This window comes from Roseateles violae, from assembly GCF_030410485.1.
GTDB classification, from domain to species: domain Bacteria; phylum Pseudomonadota; class Gammaproteobacteria; order Burkholderiales; family Burkholderiaceae_C; genus Roseateles_D; species Roseateles_D violae.
This window is the reverse complement of the sequence record NZ_JAUHHC010000003.1, coordinates 163,304-181,098: the sequence shown is the minus strand read 5'-3', so window position 1 is coordinate 181,098 and position 17,795 is coordinate 163,304. Positions and strand designations below refer to the sequence as shown.

Annotated in this window: 16 protein-coding genes; 10 read left to right on the top strand and 6 right to left on the bottom strand. The window is 68.6% G+C overall.

Annotation, left to right across the window (positions count from 1 at the left end):
• Positions 1–58: 58 nt before the first annotated feature.
• From QWJ38_RS11165 to clsB, 10 genes are all read left to right on the top strand, one after another.
• Positions 59–574 carry a hypothetical protein gene (locus tag QWJ38_RS11165; protein WP_290359162.1) on the top strand — a complete coding sequence of 172 codons (516 nt, stop codon included), beginning with the start codon at positions 59–61 and terminating at the stop codon, positions 572–574.
• On the top strand, positions 571–2,127 hold the full coding sequence (ubiB, locus tag QWJ38_RS11160) for a ubiquinone biosynthesis regulatory protein kinase UbiB (protein ID WP_290359161.1): 1,557 nt from the start codon (positions 571–573) through the stop codon (positions 2,125–2,127). The genes QWJ38_RS11165 and ubiB overlap by 4 nt, the downstream gene beginning before the upstream one ends.
• A gap of 107 nt (positions 2,128–2,234) precedes the next feature.
• Positions 2,235–3,710, top strand: coding sequence for a high affinity choline transporter 1 (locus QWJ38_RS11155; RefSeq protein WP_290359160.1), 1,476 nt, complete (start codon positions 2,235–2,237; stop codon positions 3,708–3,710).
• A gap of 67 nt (positions 3,711–3,777) precedes the next feature.
• Positions 3,778–4,062, top strand: a complete 285-nt coding sequence (locus QWJ38_RS11150; RefSeq protein WP_290359159.1) for an FmdB family zinc ribbon protein — start codon at positions 3,778–3,780, stop codon at positions 4,060–4,062.
• Positions 4,063–4,070: 8 nt separating this feature from the next.
• Positions 4,071–4,727, top strand: a complete 657-nt coding sequence (locus tag QWJ38_RS11145; RefSeq protein WP_290359158.1) for a DUF502 domain-containing protein — start codon at positions 4,071–4,073, stop codon at positions 4,725–4,727.
• A 107-nt stretch (positions 4,728–4,834) separates the two neighbouring features.
• Complete coding sequence (gene aspS / locus QWJ38_RS11140) at positions 4,835–6,628, top strand: aspartate--tRNA ligase (RefSeq protein ID WP_290359157.1); 1,794 nt, start codon at positions 4,835–4,837, stop codon at positions 6,626–6,628.
• A gap of 96 nt (positions 6,629–6,724) precedes the next feature.
• The gene (locus tag QWJ38_RS11135) at positions 6,725–7,912 is read left to right on the top strand and encodes a tetratricopeptide repeat protein (protein ID WP_290359156.1); all 1,188 of its coding nucleotides are present in this window, start codon (positions 6,725–6,727) and stop codon (positions 7,910–7,912) included.
• A gap of 100 nt (positions 7,913–8,012) precedes the next feature.
• Positions 8,013–8,486: a dihydroneopterin triphosphate diphosphatase gene (nudB, locus tag QWJ38_RS11130; protein WP_290359155.1), complete on the top strand. Its 474-nt coding sequence runs from the start codon at positions 8,013–8,015 to the stop codon at positions 8,484–8,486.
• Complete coding sequence (locus tag QWJ38_RS11125) at positions 8,483–9,289, top strand: endonuclease/exonuclease/phosphatase family protein (protein WP_290359154.1); 807 nt, start codon at positions 8,483–8,485, stop codon at positions 9,287–9,289. Before nudB ends, QWJ38_RS11125 begins: the two co-directional genes overlap by 4 nt.
• The gene (clsB, locus tag QWJ38_RS11120) at positions 9,290–10,570 is read left to right on the top strand and encodes a cardiolipin synthase ClsB (RefSeq protein WP_290359153.1); all 1,281 of its coding nucleotides are present in this window, start codon (positions 9,290–9,292) and stop codon (positions 10,568–10,570) included.
• Here clsB and QWJ38_RS11115 read toward each other — a convergent pair.
• From QWJ38_RS11115 to hutU, 6 genes are all read right to left on the bottom strand, one after another.
• Positions 10,564–11,325 carry an ABC transporter ATP-binding protein gene (locus QWJ38_RS11115; RefSeq protein ID WP_290359152.1) on the bottom strand — a complete coding sequence of 254 codons (762 nt, stop codon included), beginning with the start codon at positions 11,323–11,325 and terminating at the stop codon, positions 10,564–10,566. The two genes, clsB and QWJ38_RS11115, sit on opposite strands and share 7 nt — an antisense overlap.
• Complete coding sequence (locus QWJ38_RS11110) at positions 11,322–12,095, bottom strand: ABC transporter permease (protein ID WP_290359151.1); 774 nt, start codon at positions 12,093–12,095, stop codon at positions 11,322–11,324. The genes QWJ38_RS11115 and QWJ38_RS11110 overlap by 4 nt, the downstream gene beginning before the upstream one ends.
• Positions 12,092–13,048 (bottom strand): ABC transporter substrate-binding protein, encoded by a 957-nt coding sequence (locus tag QWJ38_RS11105; protein WP_290359150.1) that lies wholly within the window; start codon positions 13,046–13,048, stop codon positions 12,092–12,094. Before QWJ38_RS11105 ends, QWJ38_RS11110 begins: the two co-directional genes overlap by 4 nt.
• Positions 13,049–13,069: 21 nt before the next feature.
• Entirely contained in the window at positions 13,070–14,284 is a 1,215-nt protein-coding gene (locus QWJ38_RS11100; protein ID WP_290359149.1) for an alpha/beta hydrolase, read from the bottom strand.
• A gap of 23 nt (positions 14,285–14,307) precedes the next feature.
• Positions 14,308–15,858, bottom strand: coding sequence for a histidine ammonia-lyase (gene hutH, locus QWJ38_RS11095; RefSeq protein ID WP_290359148.1), 1,551 nt, complete (start codon positions 15,856–15,858; stop codon positions 14,308–14,310).
• A gap of 183 nt (positions 15,859–16,041) precedes the next feature.
• On the bottom strand, positions 16,042–17,730 hold the full coding sequence (gene hutU / locus QWJ38_RS11090) for a urocanate hydratase (RefSeq protein ID WP_290359147.1): 1,689 nt from the start codon (positions 17,728–17,730) through the stop codon (positions 16,042–16,044).
• Positions 17,731–17,795: the final 65 nt, after the last annotated feature.

Here is a 17,795-nt window from a genome sequence, read left to right as displayed (position 1 = left end):
GGCGCTGGGCGCAAGGCAGGCGCGAGGCGCGCCAGCCGGCTCTGCCTACAATCCCGCCATGCTTCATACATGGTCTTCCCTTGTCGCGCCGGCGGTGCAGGATCGCATGGTCCTGCTACTGAATCATGTCATCTCGCGCGAAAGCCATGCGATGGCCCGGCTGATGCCGTTCGCTGGGCGCACCGTGCTGCTGCGCGCCAGCGGCTGGCCCAGCGTCCTGCCGGCCGTGCCGGATCTGCTGCTGGGTGTCACCGCGGCCGGGCTGTGGGAGCGGCTCGACGCCGCGCCGGGCGAGGCGGCGGAGGAAGTGCTGCGGGTCGAGCTCGACGCCTCCAACCCGGCCCTGCTGGCCCTGGCCGGCCTGGCCGGCGAGCGGCCACGGGTGATCGTGCAGGGCGATGCCGCCTTTGCCGCCGAGATCAACTGGCTGATCGCCAATCTGCGCTGGGACATCGAGGACGAACTGGCCGCGCTGATCGGCCCGGCGCCGGCGCACCAGCTGGCCGGCTGGGGGCGCGCCGCGGCGCAGGCGCTGGCCGGTCTGGCCACGGCGATGCACAAAAAGACGGCATGAGGTATCTGTCGCGGCTGCTGGTCATTGCCTGGACCGTTTTCCGCTTTGGTCTGGACGATCTGGCCCTGTCCGGCCTGCGGCGGCGACGTTTCCGCCTGCTGCGCCGCGTCGCGACCTTGGGCCGCCAGTGGGAGCAGCCGCGCGGCGTACGGCTGCGCCTGGCGCTCGAGCATCTGGGCCCGATCTTCGTCAAGTTCGGCCAGGTGCTGTCGACGCGGCGCGATCTGGTGCCGGCCGACATCGTCGAGGAGCTGGCCAAGCTGCAGGACCGGGTGCCGCCGTTCCCGGCCGCCGAATCGAAGGCCCTGGTCGAAAAGGCCTTCGGTCGCCCGGTGGAGGCGCTGTTTGCCAGCTTTGACGCCGAGCCGGTCGCCAGCGCCTCGATCGCCCAGGTCCATTTCGCGGTGCTCAAGGACGGCCGCGAGGTCGCGGTCAAGGTTCTGCGGCCCGGCATGCTGGACGTCATCGACGACGATCTGGCGCTCTTGCGCACGCTGGCCGGCTGGGTCGAGCGCTTCTCTGCGGATGGACGGCGACTGAAGCCGCGCGAGGTCGTGGCCGAGTTCGACACCTATCTGCACGACGAGCTGGACCTGGTGCGCGAGGCGGCCAATGCGGCCCAGCTGCGCCGCAATATGGCGGGCCTGGACCTGATCATGGTCCCCGAGATGATGTGGGAGATGTGCAGCTCCGAGGTCATCGTGATGGAGCGCATGAAGGGCGTGCCGATCTCGCAGACCCGGACCCTGATCGACGCCGGCATCGACATCCCCAAGCTGGCCCGCGACGGGGTGACGATCTTCTTCACCCAGGTCTTTCGCGACGGTTTCTTCCACGCCGACATGCACCCCGGCAATATCCAGGTCAGCATCGAACGGGCCACGCATGGCCGCTATATCGCGCTGGATTTCGGCATCATTGGCACCTTGACCGAGGTCGACAAGGACTACCTGGCGCAGAACTTCATCGCCTTCTTCCAGCGCGACTACAAGCGCGTGGCCGAGCTGCATATCGAATCGGGCTGGGTGCCGCCGCAGACCCGGGTCGACGAGCTGGAGGGCGCTGTCCGCACCGTCTGCGAGCCGCATTTCGACCGGCCGCTGAAGGACATCTCGCTGGGCCAGGTGCTGATGCGCCTGTTCCAGATCTCGCGCCGCTTCAATGTCGAGATCCAGCCGCAGCTGGTGCTGCTGCAGAAGACCCTGCTGAACGTCGAGGGCCTGGGCCGCCAGCTGGACCCGGAGCTGGACCTGTGGGCGACGGCCAAACCCTTCCTCGAACGCTGGATGAATGAACAGGTCGGCTGGCGTGCCTTCCTGAACCAGCTGAAGAAGGAGGCGCCGCGCTATGCCCAGCTCTTCCCCGAACTGCCGCGCCTGTTGCACGACAGCTTGAAGCGCCAGGCCTCGCCGCAGGATGCGCAGGCGGTCGCAGCCCTGCTGCTGGAGCAGCGCCGCACCAACCGGCTGCTGCAGGCCCTGGCCTATGGCGCGATCGGCTTCGCGCTGGGTCTGGTCGCGGCACAGCTCTTGCTGCGTGTTTATGCGGGCTGAGCGCCGCTACGCGCTCAACGATAATGCGCGTTTTTTCGGGCCGGTCGCCGCTGCGGCGCCGCCCGCGTTCAACCTTTTTCCCGTCCGGCCCCGCCAGGGCTCTTGACATGAACATCACGCTGATCGTCTTCGTCGTGCTCTATCTGCTGGGCACGCTGGCCCTGGGCGTCTGGGCCGGCACCCGCATCAAGAACACCAGCGATTTCGCGATCGCCGGCCGCAGCCTGCCGCTGATCATGGTGATCACGACGACCTTCGCGACCTGGTTCGGTGCCGAGACGGTGATGGGCATCCCGGCCAAGTTCGTCCAGGGCGGCCTGGGCGCCATCGTCGAGGATCCCTTTGGCGCCGGCACCTGCCTGATCCTGGTCGGCCTGTTCTTTGCCACCAAGCTCTACCGCCAGAACCTCTTGACGATCGGCGACTTCTACCGCCAGCGCTACGGCCGCGGCGTCGAGGTGTTCTGCTCGGCGGCCATCATCCTCAGCTACCTCGGCTGGGTGGCGGCGCAGATCACCGCGCTGGGCCTGGTGTTCTCGGTGCTGACCCAGGGCGCGATGAGCGAGACCGCGGGCATGATCGTCGGCACCCTGGCGGTGCTGATCTATGTGGTCGTCGGCGGCTTCCTGGCCGTGGCATGGACCGACTTCATCCAGATGATCGTGCTGGTGATCGGCCTGTCCATCATCGCCATCTTCTCGGCCGACCTGGCCGGGGGCGCCGACAAGGTGTTCGCGCTGGCGCAGAGCCAGGACCTGTTCCGCTTCCTGCCCGAGCCTACCTTCACCGAGGTGGCCATGTTCGTCGGCGCCGGCCTGACCATGATGCTGGGCAGCATCCCGCAGCAGGACGTGTTCCAGCGCGTGATGTCGGCCAAGGACGAGAAGACCGCCCGCAACGGCGCCGTCATCGGCGGCCTCAGCTACATCCTGTTTGCCGCCGTGCCGATGTTCGTCGTCGCCAGCGCCGTCGTCGTGATGGGCCAGCAGGCGCTGGACATCGCCAAGGACGACTACCAGAAGCTGCTGCCGACCTTCGTGCTGACCAAGATGCCGCTGGTCATGCAGATCCTCTTCTTCGGCGCCCTGCTGTCGGCGATCAAGAGCACCTCCTCGGCGACCTTGCTGGCGCCCTCGACCAGCTTCGTCGAGAACATCCTGAAGAATCTGCGCCCCGGCATGAAGGACAAGCAGCAACTGCTGGCGATGCGCCTGACCATCATCATCTTCGCCGCCCTGGTGCTGGCCTATGCGATCGCGATGCGCGGCACCTCGATCTACGAGCTGGTGTCCTCGGCCTACCAGATCACCCTGGTCGGTGCCTTCGTGCCGCTGGCCATGGGCCTTTACTGGAAGCGCGCGACGACCCAGGGTGCGATCGTCTCGCTGGCCGCCGGCATCGGCACCTGGATCGTCTTCCTGCCCCAGGTCAGCCTGCTGGGCGAGCTGTTCCCGGGCCAGCTGGCGGGCCTGCTGGCCGGCATCGCCGGCATGCTGGTCGGCAGCCTGGCGCCGCAATGGTTGCGCAACCGCCAGGAGCACAAGCGCCATGTGGGCGGCCTGCCGGACGAGGCCTCGGCCTGAGCCGGCCGCTCGCCGGACTAGGGCAAGCCCTATAATTTCTCCTTTTTGATCAATAGCTTAGTCAACCATGCCGATCTATGCCTACCGCTGCGCCTCCTGCGGTCATGCCAAGGACGTGCTGCAAAAGCTCGCCGATGCACCGCTGACCCAGTGCCCGGCCTGTGGCGCCGAGACCTTCAGCAAGCAGGTCACGGCGGCCGGCTTCCAGCTGAAGGGCTCCGGCTGGTACGCGACTGACTTCAAGGGTGGCACGGGCGCAAGCAGCGCCGCTGCCCCGGTGCCCGCTGCCGAAGCGCCGGCCGCGGCGCCCGCCCCGGCGGCCCATACCTGCAGCGGCTCCTGCAGCCACTGAAGCCGCCCGTGAAGAAATACATCATCACCGGCCTGCTGGTCTGGCTACCGCTGGTCATCACGATCTGGGTGCTGCTGTGGGTGCTGGGCATCGTCAACGGCGTGTTCGCCTCGCTGGTCGGCGCCGCCCAGGCGGTGCTGCCGGCCTCGATGGCCGATTCGCTGGACAGCCTGCGCGACGTGCCGGGCCTGGGCCTGCTGATCCTGGTCGGCGCGATGCTGCTGACCGGGATGGCAGTGGCCAATATCTTCGGCCAGTGGGCGCTGCGGCAATGGGACCGGATGATGTCCCACATCCCCATCGTCAAGAGCATCTACAGCTCGGTCAAGCAGGTCTCCGACACCTTGTTCTCCAGCAGCGGCAACGCCTTTCGCGAGGCGGTGCTGGTGCAGTACCCGCACCAGGACTCCTGGACGATCGCCTTTGTCACCGGCAGGCCGGGCGGCGAGGTGGCCGAGGCGCTGGGTGAGGAGCATGTCAGCCTCTATGTGCCGACCACGCCGAACCCGACCTCGGGCTTCTTCCTGATGATGCCGCGCGCCAATGTGCGGCCGCTGCGCATGAGCGTGGACGCGGCCCTGAAACACATCATCTCGATGGGCGTCGTGGCGCCGGACGAGCCGCCGCCGGCGATCGCGCTCGATACGCGAAACCAGCCGGGTTGAGCGCCCCGGCACGCGCTCAACCCTGAGGGCTGTCGAACAGCCTGCCAGCGCCGCCGAATAACGGGCTCGCGCGCCGCGCGGCCCCCAAGAACAGAAGGAAAGAAATCATGCGAACCTGCTATGCCGGCCAAGTCAGCGAGAAGCTGCTCGACCAAACCGTGACCCTGATGGGCTGGGCCCACCGCCGCCGCGACCATGGCGGCGTGATCTTCATCGACCTGCGCGACCGTGAGGGCCTGGTCCAGGTCGTCTGCGACCCGGATCGCGCCGAGATGTTCAAGGTGGCCGAAGAGGTCCGCAACGAGTTCTGCCTGAAGGTGATCGGCAAGGTCCGCGCCCGCCCGGCCGGCACCGAGAACAACAACCTGACCAGCGGCAAGATCGAGATCCTCTGCCACGAGCTCGAGGTGCTGAACCCTTCGGTGACGCCCCCGTTCCAGCTCGACGACGAGAACCTGTCGGAGACGACGCGCCTGACGCACCGCGTGCTGGACCTGCGCCGCCCCTACATGCAGAACAATATGATGCTGCGCTACCGGGTGGCCATGGAGGTCCGCAAGTACCTGGACGAGCAGGGCTTCGTCGACATCGAGACGCCGATGCTGACCAAGAGCACGCCGGAAGGCGCGCGCGACTACCTGGTGCCCAGCCGCGTGCACGACGGCATGTTCTTCGCGCTGCCGCAAAGCCCTCAGCTGTTCAAGCAGCTCTTGATGGTGGCCGGCTTCGACCGCTATTACCAGATCACCAAGTGCTTCCGCGATGAGGACCTGCGCGCCGACCGCCAGCCCGAGTTCACCCAGATCGATATCGAGACCAGCTTCCTGACCGAGGAAGAGATCCGCGCGATGTTCGAAGGCATGATCCGCCATGTCTTCATGAAGGCGCTGAAGGTCGACCTGGGCGACTACCCGGTGATGAAGTACGCCGACGCGATGCATCTGTACGGCTCGGACAAGCCGGACCTGCGCGTCAAGCTGCAGTTCACCGAGCTGACCGACGTGATGGGCGATGTCGACTTCAAGGTCTTCTCGACCCCGGCCACCACCAAGGGCGGCCGCGTCGTCGCGCTGCGCGTGCCCGGCGGCGCCGCGATGAGCCGCGGCGAGATCGATGCCTACACCGAGTTCGTCAAGATCTACGGTGCCAAGGGCCTGGCCTGGGTCAAGGTCAACGAGGTCGCCAAGGGTCGCGAGGGCCTGCAGTCGCCCATCGTCAAGAACCTGCACGACAAGGCCATCGCCGACATCCTGGCGCGCACCGGCGCGCAGGATGGCGACCTGATCTTCTTCGGCGCCGACAAGGCCAAGATCGTCAACGACGCGATCGGCGCGCTGCGCCTGAAGGTCGGCCACAGCGAGTTCGGCAAGAGCACGGGCCTGTTCGAGGACCGCTGGGCGCCGCTGTGGGTGGTCGACTTCCCGATGTTCGAGGAAGACGAGGAGAACAAGCGCTGGGCCGCCGTCCATCACCCGTTCACCGCGCCCAAGGACGGCCATGAGGACCTGATGACTAGCGACCCGGGCGCCTGCATCGCCAAGGCCTACGACATGGTGCTCAACGGCTGGGAGTTGGGCGGCGGCTCGGTGCGTATCCACCGCGCCGACGTGCAGGCCAAGGTCTTCGAGGCGCTCAATATCTCGCCGGAAGAGCAGCGCATCAAGTTCGGCTTCCTGCTGGACGCGCTGCAGTACGGCGCGCCGCCGCATGGCGGCCTGGCCTTCGGCCTGGACCGCATCGTCACCATGATGACCAAGGCCGAGTCGATCCGCGACGTGATCGCCTTCCCGAAGACGCAGCGCGCGCAGTGCCTGCTGACCGGCGCGCCGTCGAACGTGGACGAGAAGCAGCTGCGCGAGCTGCACATCCGCCTGCGCAACCCGGGCGCGGCCGCCGCCTGACCGGTCTTCCGCCGTCGCGAAAGGGCGCCCTCGGGCGCCCTTTTTTCTGCCCGAATGCCCCTATGCTTGCGATCCTTGCTCAGGATCGACGGACGAATGGACATCACCGGCCCCGACGCCCAGGAAAAAGCCCGCTGGGAACGAATCATCATGCGCCGCCCCAGCCTGGCGCTGCCGCGGCTGCGCGCGCTGATGCGCAGCAAGCGCGGCGGCGACGCCGGCGTCGCGCGCGCGGCCCTGCTCGGCGCCTTCTTCATCCTGGAGCGCTGGGGCCGCGCGGCCGAACTGCAGGACGAGCTGCAGATCGCGCTGCAGCAGGTGCGCGCGCGCAAGGGCGGCGGCAGCCTGGCCGAGGCGGCCGATTTCTCGGAGGCGCTGGGCCGCCTGCATTACCAGCGCGGCGACTATGTCGAGGCCTGCAATGCCTGGAGCCAGACCCTGGACTGGGCCGCCGACGACTCGCGCAGCGCCTGCCTGGCGCGCATCGGCCTCGCGCACCTCTGCTATGCGCTGGGCGACTGGGCGCGCGGCGGCCGCGTGCTGGACCAGGCCGAGCTGCATTACCAGCGCCTGGCCCACGATCCCTATCTGCGCGCCAAGATCGCGCTGAACCGCGCCGTCTCGCTGCGCACGACGCTGGGCCCGCAGCCGGCGCTGTCGGCGCTGAACGAGGCGCTGGCCGCCGCCCGCGAGGCCGGCCACAGCGACTACCAGGCCGAGGCGACCTGGCAGCATGCGCGCTGCGCCCGCGACACCGGCGACGCCGCGCTGGCGCTGCAGCTGGCGCAGGACGCGCTGGCGCTGGCGCAGCGCTGCGGCTACCGCTGGCTGCAGGCGCAGGCGGCGCTGCTGCTCAGCGAGATGTACAAGGACGATGTGGCGCTGGGCTGGGCCGGCCAGGCGCTGACCCTGGCCGAGGCGATCCAGTCGCGCTCGCTGCAGGCGGCGGCCCATGGCCGCCTGGCCGAGCTGATGCAGGCGCATGGCGAGTTCGGCCCCAGCTGGCACCACCAGCAGCAGCGCCAGCGCCTCGAATCGACCCTGGGCCAGAGCCAGCTGCCGGCGCAGCTGGAGGCGCTGGCCCGCTTCGACACGCATCCGCCGGCGCCTGCCGCGCAGCGGGCCGAGGCCGAGCCGCTGCTGGCCGGCCTGGACGGCCTGGCCGAGGCCGGCCGGCAGCTGAACGAGCTGCTGAACCGCGAGCACATCCGCCGCGACGAGCTGATCGCGCTGGCCCAGCAGGTTGCCGCCGAGGCGCAGCGCCTGAAGAGCCTGCTGCAGTAGGCGGCTCCCGCGGGCGCGCTTGTCGGACGGCCCGCCGGCCGCCTGTCGGAGATGGCCGGACGGCGCGTTCTTCGCCGGCGGCGCGGCTATGCTATCGGCCATGAGCAGTCCTGCAGCCCTGGCGCGTCCCTACAAGATCCCCGAGTCCGTGCTGGTGGTGATCCACACGCCGGATCTGCAGGTGCTGCTGCTCGAGCGCGCGGACAAGCCGGGTTTCTGGCAGAGCGTCACCGGCTCCAAGGACGCCGTCGACGAGCCGCTGGCCGAGACCGCCCGGCGCGAGGTGCGCGAGGAGACCGGCATAGACGCCGGCCAGCTGCGCGACTGGGAGTTCAGCAACCGCTACGAGATCTACCCGGTCTGGCGGCACCGCTACGCGCCCGGCGTCACTCACAATCTGGAGCATGTGTTCGGCCTGACCGTGCCGGCCGGCACCGCCGTGCGGCTGGCGCCGCGCGAGCATCTGCAATACCGCTGGCTTGACTGGCGGGCCGCCGCCGATCTGTGCTTCTCGCCCTCGAATGCCGAGGCGGTGCTGCAGCTGCCGCGTTTTCTCCGGGGGGGGCCGCGATGAGGCCGGCCTTTCGTGCCTCGGTGCAGGCGCCGCAGACCAGCATCCTGAGCCCGCATCTGCGCGTGGCGACCTACAACATCCACAAGGGCGTGCGCGGCGTCGGCTCGCGCAAGCGGCTGGAGATCCACAACCTGGGCCTGGGCGTCGAGGCGCTGGATGCCGATCTGGTCTTCTTGCAGGAGGTGCGGCATTTCCACCACCGCGAGGCCAAGCATTTCGAGCGCACCTGGTTCGGCTGGCCCGAGCAGGGGCAGGCCGAATTCCTGGCACCCGAGGGTTATGAGGTGGCCTACCGCACCAATGCGGTCACCAAGCATGGCGAGCATGGCAATGCCCTGCTGTCGCGCTGGCCGATCGGCGATATCGGCCACCACGATGTGTCGGATCACCGCTTCGAGCAGCGCGGCCTGCTGCATGTGCCGGTGCAGTGGCAGGGCCATCGGGTGCACGCGGTCGTCGCCCATCTGGGCCTGATGCACGCGAGCCGGGTGCGTCAGGTGCAGCGCCTGGCGGAGTTCATCGCCGCCCATGTGCCGCCGAACGAGCTGCTGGTGATCGCCGGCGACTTCAACGACTGGGGCGAGAAGCTCGACGCACCGATGCGCGAACAGGGCCTGGCGCGCGCGCAATCGCCCAGCGGCAGTGGCCGCCAGGCGACCTTTCCCTCGCGCCTGCCTTTCTTCTCGCTGGACCGCATCTACACCCGCGGCCTGCGCTGCGTCGCGACCCAGGTGCCGCGCGGCACCAGCTGGGCGCGGATGTCGGATCATCTGCCGCTGGTCGCCGAGCTGGAGCTGATCTAAGTGGGGCGCAGGGAGCGCTTCAGCCGACTCTCATCCTGGTATGGCCCGGCGCGGCCGAGCTTCAGCGGCGGCAACGAGGCGGTGCTGCTGCGCGGCGGCGACCAGCTGTTCCCGCTGCTGGCCGAGCGCATCGCCTGCGCCACCAACGAGGTCTGGCTGGCCACCTATATCCTCTTCCACGACAGCGCCGGCAAGCAGCTGGTCGAGCAGCTGCGCGCGGCCGCCGCGCGTGGCGTGCGCGTGCGCGTGGTCGTCGACGGCTTCGGCTCGCGCGCCAGCATCGCCTGGCTGCGCGAGGCGCTGGCCGGCTCGGGCGTCGCGCTGGCGGTGTTCCGCCCCATCGATCGCTGGTGGAGCTGGCTGCAGCCGGGCCAGCTGCGCCGCCTGCATCAGAAGCTGTGCGTGATCGACGGCGAGCATGCCTTCGTCGGCGGCATCAATATCGTCGACGACCGCATCGACATCAACCATGGCGCCAGCGAGCTGCCCCGGCTGGATTTCGCGGTGATGCTGCGCGGGCCGGTCGTGCTGCCGGTCGCGCAGTCCGCGCGCGCCGTCTGGACCCGCGCCTGGCTGGGCCGCGACTTCGGCGAGGAGCTGCTGGCGATGATGCGCAGCCCCGAGCCGGTGCGGCGTATGCGCCGTCTGCTGCGCGGCCTGCGCATGCCGCAGGGCAAGGGTGCGGCGCAGCGCTGGCAGGACCTGCCGCCGGTCTGCGCCGCCTTCGTGCTGCGCGACAACCTGCGCCAGCGCAGCACGATCGAGCATGCTTATGTGGAGGCGATCCAGCTGGCGCAGCGCAGCGTCGACCTGATCACGCCCTACTTCTATCCGGGCAGCTCCTTCCGGCGCGCGCTGCGCGCGGCGGCCCGGCGCGGCGTGCGCGTGCGCCTGCTGCTGCAGGGCAAGCCCGACTACCGCATCGCCGCGATGGCGGCGCGCGCGCTCTATGCCGAGCTGCTCGGCTATGGCGTGGAGATCTACGAATACATGCCGGCCTATCTGCATGCCAAGGTCGCCGTCGTCGACGGCTACTGGGCGACGGTGGGCAGCTCCAATATCGATCCGCTGTCGCTGCTGCTCAATCTGGAGGCCAATGTGATCGTGCTCGACCAGGGCTTTGCCGCCGCGCTGCAGGCCGAGTTCGACGCCGCGCTGCGCGACTCGCTGCAGGTGCAGCGCAGCAGCGACCGCGGCCTGCGCGCGGTACTGCGCCGCGGCCTGGTCGCCTGGATCGCCTACGTGTATCTGCGCGTGGCCGGTGCGACCGGTCGCTACTGAGCCGCGGCCAGCACCTCGGTGCGCAGCTGCTCGGTCAGCTCGCGCTTCGGGTCGGCGAAGTCCGCCGAGGTCTTGATCGAGTAATGGCGAGGATGCGGGAAGGGCGAGGGCAGATCGCTCTTGATGCGGCCCGGCCGCGCCGTCATCACGACGACGCGCGAGCCCATGAAGATCGCCTCGTCGATGTCGTGGGTGACGAAGAGCACGGTCTTCTTCTCGCGTTCCCAGATGCCCAGCAGCAGCTCCTGCATCAGCTCGCGGGTCTGGTGGTCGAGCGCGCCGAACGGTTCGTCCATCAGCAGCATGCGCGGGTTATTGGCCAGCGCGCGCGCCAGCGCGGTGCGCTGCTGCATGCCGCCGGACAACTGCTTCGGGTAGTGGCGCGCGAACTTCAGCAGGCCGACCTTGGCCAGAAACTCCTCGGCAACCTCGATCTGTGCGCGTCGCGGGATGCCGCGCTCGCGCAGGCCGAAAGCGACGTTGTCCAGCACATTGAGCCAGGGAAACAGCGTATAGCTCTGGAACACCATGCCGCGATCGGCGCCGGGGCCGGTGACGGCCTTGCCGTCCAGCAGGATCTGGCCCTCGCTCGGTCGGTCCAGTCCCGCGACGATACGCAGCAAGGTCGACTTGCCGCAGCCCGAGGGACCGAGGATGGTGACGAAGTCGTTCTCGCCCACCTCCAGATCGGTCGCCTGCAGCGCCACCGTTTCGGCGAAGCTGCGGCTGACGCCGCGGATCGACAGGATGCTCATAGCTGTGCCCACGGAAACAGCCGCCGGTTCGCCGCCTTGAAGGCGAAGTCGCTGACCAGGCCGATTAGGCCGATGACGATGATGCCGAAAATGATCTGGTCGGTGGCCAGCAGCGCCTGGCTGTCGGTGATCATGTGGCCGATGCCGCTGGAGGCGCCGATCAACTCGGCGACGATCACATAGGTCCAGGCCCAGCCCAGCACCATGCGCAGGATCTCGGCGATCGCCGGCGCTGCGCCGGGCAGCAGCACGCGCCGCAGCAGACCGGCATCAGACACGCCGAGCGTATAGGCCGCCTCGACCAGATCGCGTCGCGTGCCGCCGACCTGCACGGCGATCATCAGCACCAGCTGGAAGAAGCTGCCGATGAAAATGACGGCCAGCTTTTGCGCCTCGCCGATGCCGACCCAGAGCATCAGCAGCGGGATGAAGGCCGAGGCCGGCAGGTAGCGCGCGAAGGAGACAAAGGGCTCGAAGAAGGCCTCGACCGGCTTGTAGGCGCCCATCAAGACGCCCAGCGGCAGCGCCAGCAGCGCGGCGATCGCGAAACCGCCGACCACGCGCCAGACCGTCATGCCGATGTCGACGGCAAAGCCCATCTGCGTCAGCAGCACCCAGCCGGACTTCAGCATGCTGAGCGGGTCGGCCAGAAAGGTCTTGCTGACGAAGCCGCCCAGCGTCGCCGCCGCCCAGACGGCGATGAACAGCGCGAAGAAGGCCAGACCCAGGAGCAGCCGCGCGCGCGGCGCGACCGGCTGCAGCGGCTTCATTGAATGAAACGCGTATCGGCCAGCTTCGTCAGATCGGGCAGCGCCTTGATGATGCCCAGCTCCAGCAGCAGATCGGCGGCCTCCTTGCTGAAGGCGGCATGCTCGCCGGCGAAGAACTTCTGGTTGGCGGCCTTATCCTGCCAGCGCAGATAGGCCTGGCTCTTCTCGAAGGCCTCGCCGCTTTGCTTGACGTCGGCGCCCATGATCTCGAAGCTTTTCTTCGCCTCGCTCCGGATCATCGCCAGCGCCTCGAAATAGCTGTCGGCCAGGGCCTGGGCGGCCTTGGGGTTCTCGGCCAGGAATTTGGGCGTGCAGCCGAAGGTGTCCATCACCATCGGATAGTCCAAGGTCGTCGCGATGATCTTGCCGGCCTCGGGCTTGGCGCGCACGCCGGACAGATAGGGCTCGTAGGTCATGCCGGCGTCGAGGTCGCCGGTGCCGGCGATGAAGGCATTGGCGGCGGCCTGCGGCTCGAGATTGACGACCTTGACGTCCTTCACCGAGACGCCGTTCTTCTTCAGCATCCAGGCCAGCGTGAAGTAGGGCGCCGTGCCGGGCGCGCTGGCCGCCACCGTCTTGCCCTTCAGATCGGCGATTTTCGCGATGCCCGGCTTCACCACCATGCCGTCGGCGCCGAAGCTCTTGTCGAGCTGGAAGATCTGCGTGGTGGCGACGCCGTTGGCGTTCCAGACGATCCAGGTCTCCACCGTCGTCGCCGCGCATTGCACGTCGCCGGAGGCGATCGCCAGATGGCGGTCCTTCTGCGGGATCTTCTTGATCGTCACGTCCAGGCCGTTCTTCTTGAAGATGCCGGCCTCCTTGGCCAGGGTCAGCGGCGCGAAGCCGGTCCAGCCGGAGATGGCGATGCCCAACTTGGTCTCCTGCGCCCGAGCGGCGGGCAGGGCGGCGGCCAGGGCGATCGTCGTGCAGCAGGCGAGCAGGGCAGTCTTCATCGGGAGCTCCTAGGGTTTGGATCAGCGACCGTAGAGAAAACGCAGCATGCCCTCGACGCGCGCGGCCCAGGCGGCCTCGTCGTGTCCTGCATCGACCTGTTCGAGATATTTCAGGCTCCGGCCGGCCTGCCAGCCGCGGGCCTGCAGCGCATCGCGCAGCTCGCGCGCCAGCTGCAGCGCTTCGATCCCGCCCTCCTGGCCGCCCATGTCCAGCCAGACGCGTGGCCGCGGGCCGCCCGCATGAGCCTGCACATCGCGGACGATGAACTTCTGGTCCCACCAGATCGACGGCGAGACGACCAGGCCGGCGCCAAAGCTGTCACCGTGATGTAGCAGCAGCCACATCGTCACCAGCCCGCCCAGCGAGGAGCCGCCGACGGCGGTGTCGGCCGCACCGGGCTTGGTGCGGTAGCGCGCGTCGATCGCCGGCTTCAGCTCCTCGATCAGATAGCGCGCATAGCGCGGCGCGCCGCCGCCTATCGCTTTGACCTTGTCCTTGTCAGCGGGATCGAAGTCCGGCAGCGCGGCCGTCGGCGTGTAGTCCTCGAAGCGATCAGCGCCATGGGCGACGGCGACGATGATGGCCGGCGCGATCGCCTTCGTGCCCATCAGCCGCTGCGCCGTCTCGTCGACCTGCCATTCGGCGCCGGCCGAGGCGGCGTCGAAGACGTTCTGGCCGTCGTGCAGATACAGCACCGGATAGCGGCGCTGCGGCTCCTCGGCATAGCCGGGCGGCAGCCAGACCTGCACCTCGCGCGCGCCGACATGCTTGGACTCGATGGCCGGCAGCTTCTCGATCGTGCCGACCCGCGACAGCGGCAGCTGCGCCGGCTCGGCATTGAAGGCGCGCGCGACGGCGATCTCGGGCCGGTCCGCCAGCAGCAGCGGATGGTTGCGGCCCTCCTCCCAGCCCTGGTCATGGCCCCGGCCGGCGCGCAGCATGTGCAGCTTGTACTGCACCGGCTGGCCGCCGAAGGGCGCCTTCTCGAACACGACCTGACCCTGGTAGCGGCCCTCGGTGCCGCCGGGCTTCAGCAGGACCGGCGGCCCCCAGGACAGCGGCGCGGCGCTGCCCTGCACGCCTAAGGCGTCGCGGGCCGGGTCGAAGCGGCCGGCGGCGATCTCGGCGCGCATATCGATGTCGAAGCGCACCGTGGTGGCGGCGCCGGCAACGGCGGTCGCCAGCAGCAGCGGCAGGGTACTCAGGAAGCGGAGAACGGGGAGGCGTCTGGGCATCGTGGTCTTGCGGCCGTCATCAATCAGGGCAGCACGACCATACCAGTTTCCTCGCCGCACAGGCGGGCCAGCGCGCCGCCCTGCACCAGTTCCGTCGCCCGCTCGATATCGGGCGCCAGGTAATGGTCGACCGGCATCGCGGGGCAGGTCTTGCGCAAGAGCGCGTGCGCATGTTCCAGCGCCGCCGAACTGGCCAGCGGGCGCAGGAATTCGATGCCCTGGCCGGCGGCCAAGAGCTCGATGCCGATGATGTGGGCCGTGTTGTCCAGCATGCTTCCCAGGCGGCGCGCGCCGAAGGTCGCCATCGACACATGGTCCTCCTGGTTGGCCGAGGTCGGCAGCGAGTCGACGCTGGCCGGATGGGCCAGGGACTTGTTCTCGCTGGCCAGGGCGGCGGCCGTCACATGGGCAATCATGAAGCCCGAGTTCAGACCGGCATTGGCCGTCAGGAAGGGCGGCAGGCGCGAGACGCTGGCGTCGATCAGCATCGCGATGCGGCGCTCGGCGATCGCGCCGACCTCGGCGATCGCGCAGGCCAGCGCGTCGGCGGCCAGGGCCACCGGCTCGGCGTGGAAGTTGCCGCCGCTGACCATGTACGAGGAACCATCCTCGTTGGCGAAGACCAGCGGGTTGTCGGTGACGGCATTGGCCTCGCGCAAGAGCACGTCGCGCACATAGCGGGCCTGGTCCAGGCAGGCGCCCATCACCTGCGGCTGGCAGCGCAGGCAGTACGGGTCCTGCACGCGCTCGTCGCCCTCGCGATGCGAGGCGCGGATCTCGCTGCCGGCCAGCAATTGCCGGTAGGCGGCCGCCGCCTCGATCTGGCCCGGCTGGCCGCGCACCGCGTGGATGCGCGCGTCGAAGGGGCCGTCGCTGCCGCGCGCGGCGTCTAGGCTCAGCGCGCCGCTGACCAGCGCCGAGGCATAGACCAGCTCGAAGCGCAGCAGGCCTTCCAGCGCCAGCGCCGTCGAAGTCTGCGTGCCGTTGATCAGGGCCAGGCCCTCCTTGGCCTGCAAGACCAGTGGCTTGACGCCGGCCTTCTCCAGCTCGGGACCGGCCGGCATGCGCTGGCCGTCGACCAGCATCTCGCCTTCGCCCATCAGGGCCAGGGTCATGTGCGACAGCGGCGCCAGATCGCCGGAGGCGCCGACCGAGCCCTGGGCCGGCACATAGGGCACCAGGCCGGCGTTGAAGGCGTCGAGGATGGCTTGCACGACCTCTTCGCGCACGCCGGAGAAGCCGCGCGCCAGCGAGGCCGCCTTGGTCGCCAGCATCATGCGCACGACACCGGGCTGCAGCGGCGCGCCGACGCCGACGCAGTGCGAGCGGATCAGATTGCGCTGCAGTGTCGCCAGGTCTTCCTTGCTGATGCGCGTGCTGGCCAGCTTGCCGAAGCCGGTGTTGACGCCATAGACCGGCGCATCGCCGGCGGCGGCGGCCTGCACGACGGCGGCACTGCGGCGGATCGTCTCGGTGGCGTCGGCATGCAGGCTCAGTTTGACGCCGCCATTGCGGATCTGGCGCAGCTGTTCCAGCGTCAGCTGGCCGGGGGTGATTTCAATCTTCATCGTCATTTCAGTTTTCCATGATGCTGCGCGTCACCCGCGACGCATGAAACGGTCGGTATTCGGGCTGAGCGCCGGGCCGCTCCTAAGCCGGCCCGCCCTGGCGATGTGCTTGCCGGTCGATCCGGCAAGCATCGCCGTCCCCGCGGGGGGGCCGGCCAAGGTACTCCTTGGACGAGGGGCAGTTTCATCTCAGCGGGTGATCATCGGCAGGTTCAGGCCTTGCTTTTGGGCGCAGTCCACGGCAATTTCATAGCCGGCATCGGCATGGCGCATCACGCCGGTGCCGGGGTCGTTCCAGAGCACGCGGGCTATGCGCTTTGCCGCGGCGTCCGTGCCGTCGCAGACGATGACGACGCCGCTGTGCTGCGAATAGCCCATGCCGACGCCGCCGCCATGGTGCAGCGAGACCCAGGTCGCGCCGCCGGCGGTGTTCAGCAAGGCATTCAGCAGCGGCCAGTCGGACACGGCGTCCGAGCCGTCCTTCATGCTTTCGGTCTCGCGATTCGGGCTGGCGACCGAGCCGCTGTCCAGATGGTCGCGGCCGATGACGATCGGTGCCTTCAGCTCGCCGGTGCGGACCATCTCGTTGAAGGCCAGGCCGGCCAGATGGCGCTGGCCCAGCCCCAGCCAGCAGATGCGCGCCGGCAGGCCCTGGAAGGCGATGCGTTCGCGCGCCATGTCCAGCCAGCGGTGCACGCGCGCCTCCTCGGGGAACAGCTGCTTGATCTTGGCGTCGGTCTTGTAGATGTCCTCCGGGTCGCCCGAGAGGGCTACCCAGCGGAAGGGGCCGCGGCCCTCGCAGAACTGCGGTCGCACATAGGCCGGCACGAAGCCGGGGAAGTCGAAGGCGTTCTTCACGCCCTGGTCCAAGGCGACCTGGCGGATGTTGTTGCCATAGTCGACGACCGGGATGCCCATCTTCTGGAAGTCCAGCATCGCCTGCACATGGACCGCGCAGCCGCGCGCGGCGGCCGCCTTCAGCTCGGCATGCTGGCTCGAATCGGCCGCGGCGGCCTTCCACTGCTCGACCGTCCAGCCGGCCGGCAGATAGCCGTTGATCAGGTCATGGGCCGAGGTCTGGTCGGTGACCAGATCGGGCTTCACACCGCGCCGCACCAGCTCCGGCAGGATATCGGCCGCATTGCCGAGCAGGGCGATCGAGATAGCCTTCTTCTCGGCCGTGTACTTCGCGATGCGGGCCAGCGCGTCGTCGAGATCGGCGGCCTGTTCGTCGACATAGCGGGTTTTCAGGCGGAAGTCGATGCGCGACTGCTGGCACTCGATGTTCAGCGAGACGGCGCCGGCAAAGCTCGCGGCCAGCGGCTGCGCGCCACCCATGCCGCCGAGGCCGGCGGTCAGGATCCAGCGCCCGGCCAAGCTGCCGCCGTAGTGCTGGCGTCCCGCCTCGGCAAAGGTCTCGTAAGTGCCCTGGACGATGCCCTGCGTGCCGATATAGATCCACGAGCCGGCCGTCATCTGGCCGTACATCATCAGGCCCTTGCGGTCGAGCTCGTTGAAGTGTTCCCAGTTGCCCCAGGCCGGCACCAGGTTCGAGTTGGCCAAGAGCACGCGCGGCGCATCGGTATGGGTGCGGAACACGCCGACCGGCTTGCCCGACTGGATCAACAGCGTCTCGTCCTCGTTCAAGTCCTTTAGCGAGGCAAGGATCTGCTCGAAGCAGTCCCAGTTGCGCGCGGCCTTGCCGATGCCGCCGTAGACGACCAGCTGGTCCGGGTTCTCGGCCACGACCGGGTCCAGATTGTTCTGGATCATCCGGTAGGCGGCCTCGGTCAGCCAGCTCTTGCAGTGCAGCTGTGTGCCGGTCGGGGCGCGCACGACGCGCGGCTGGGCGGAAATCGGGGTGGACATATCGGGCATCGCGAACTCCTGCGGGATGGGCGTGGAATGCTGCGGACTGTAGTTGTCTATACAAGTACAGTCAA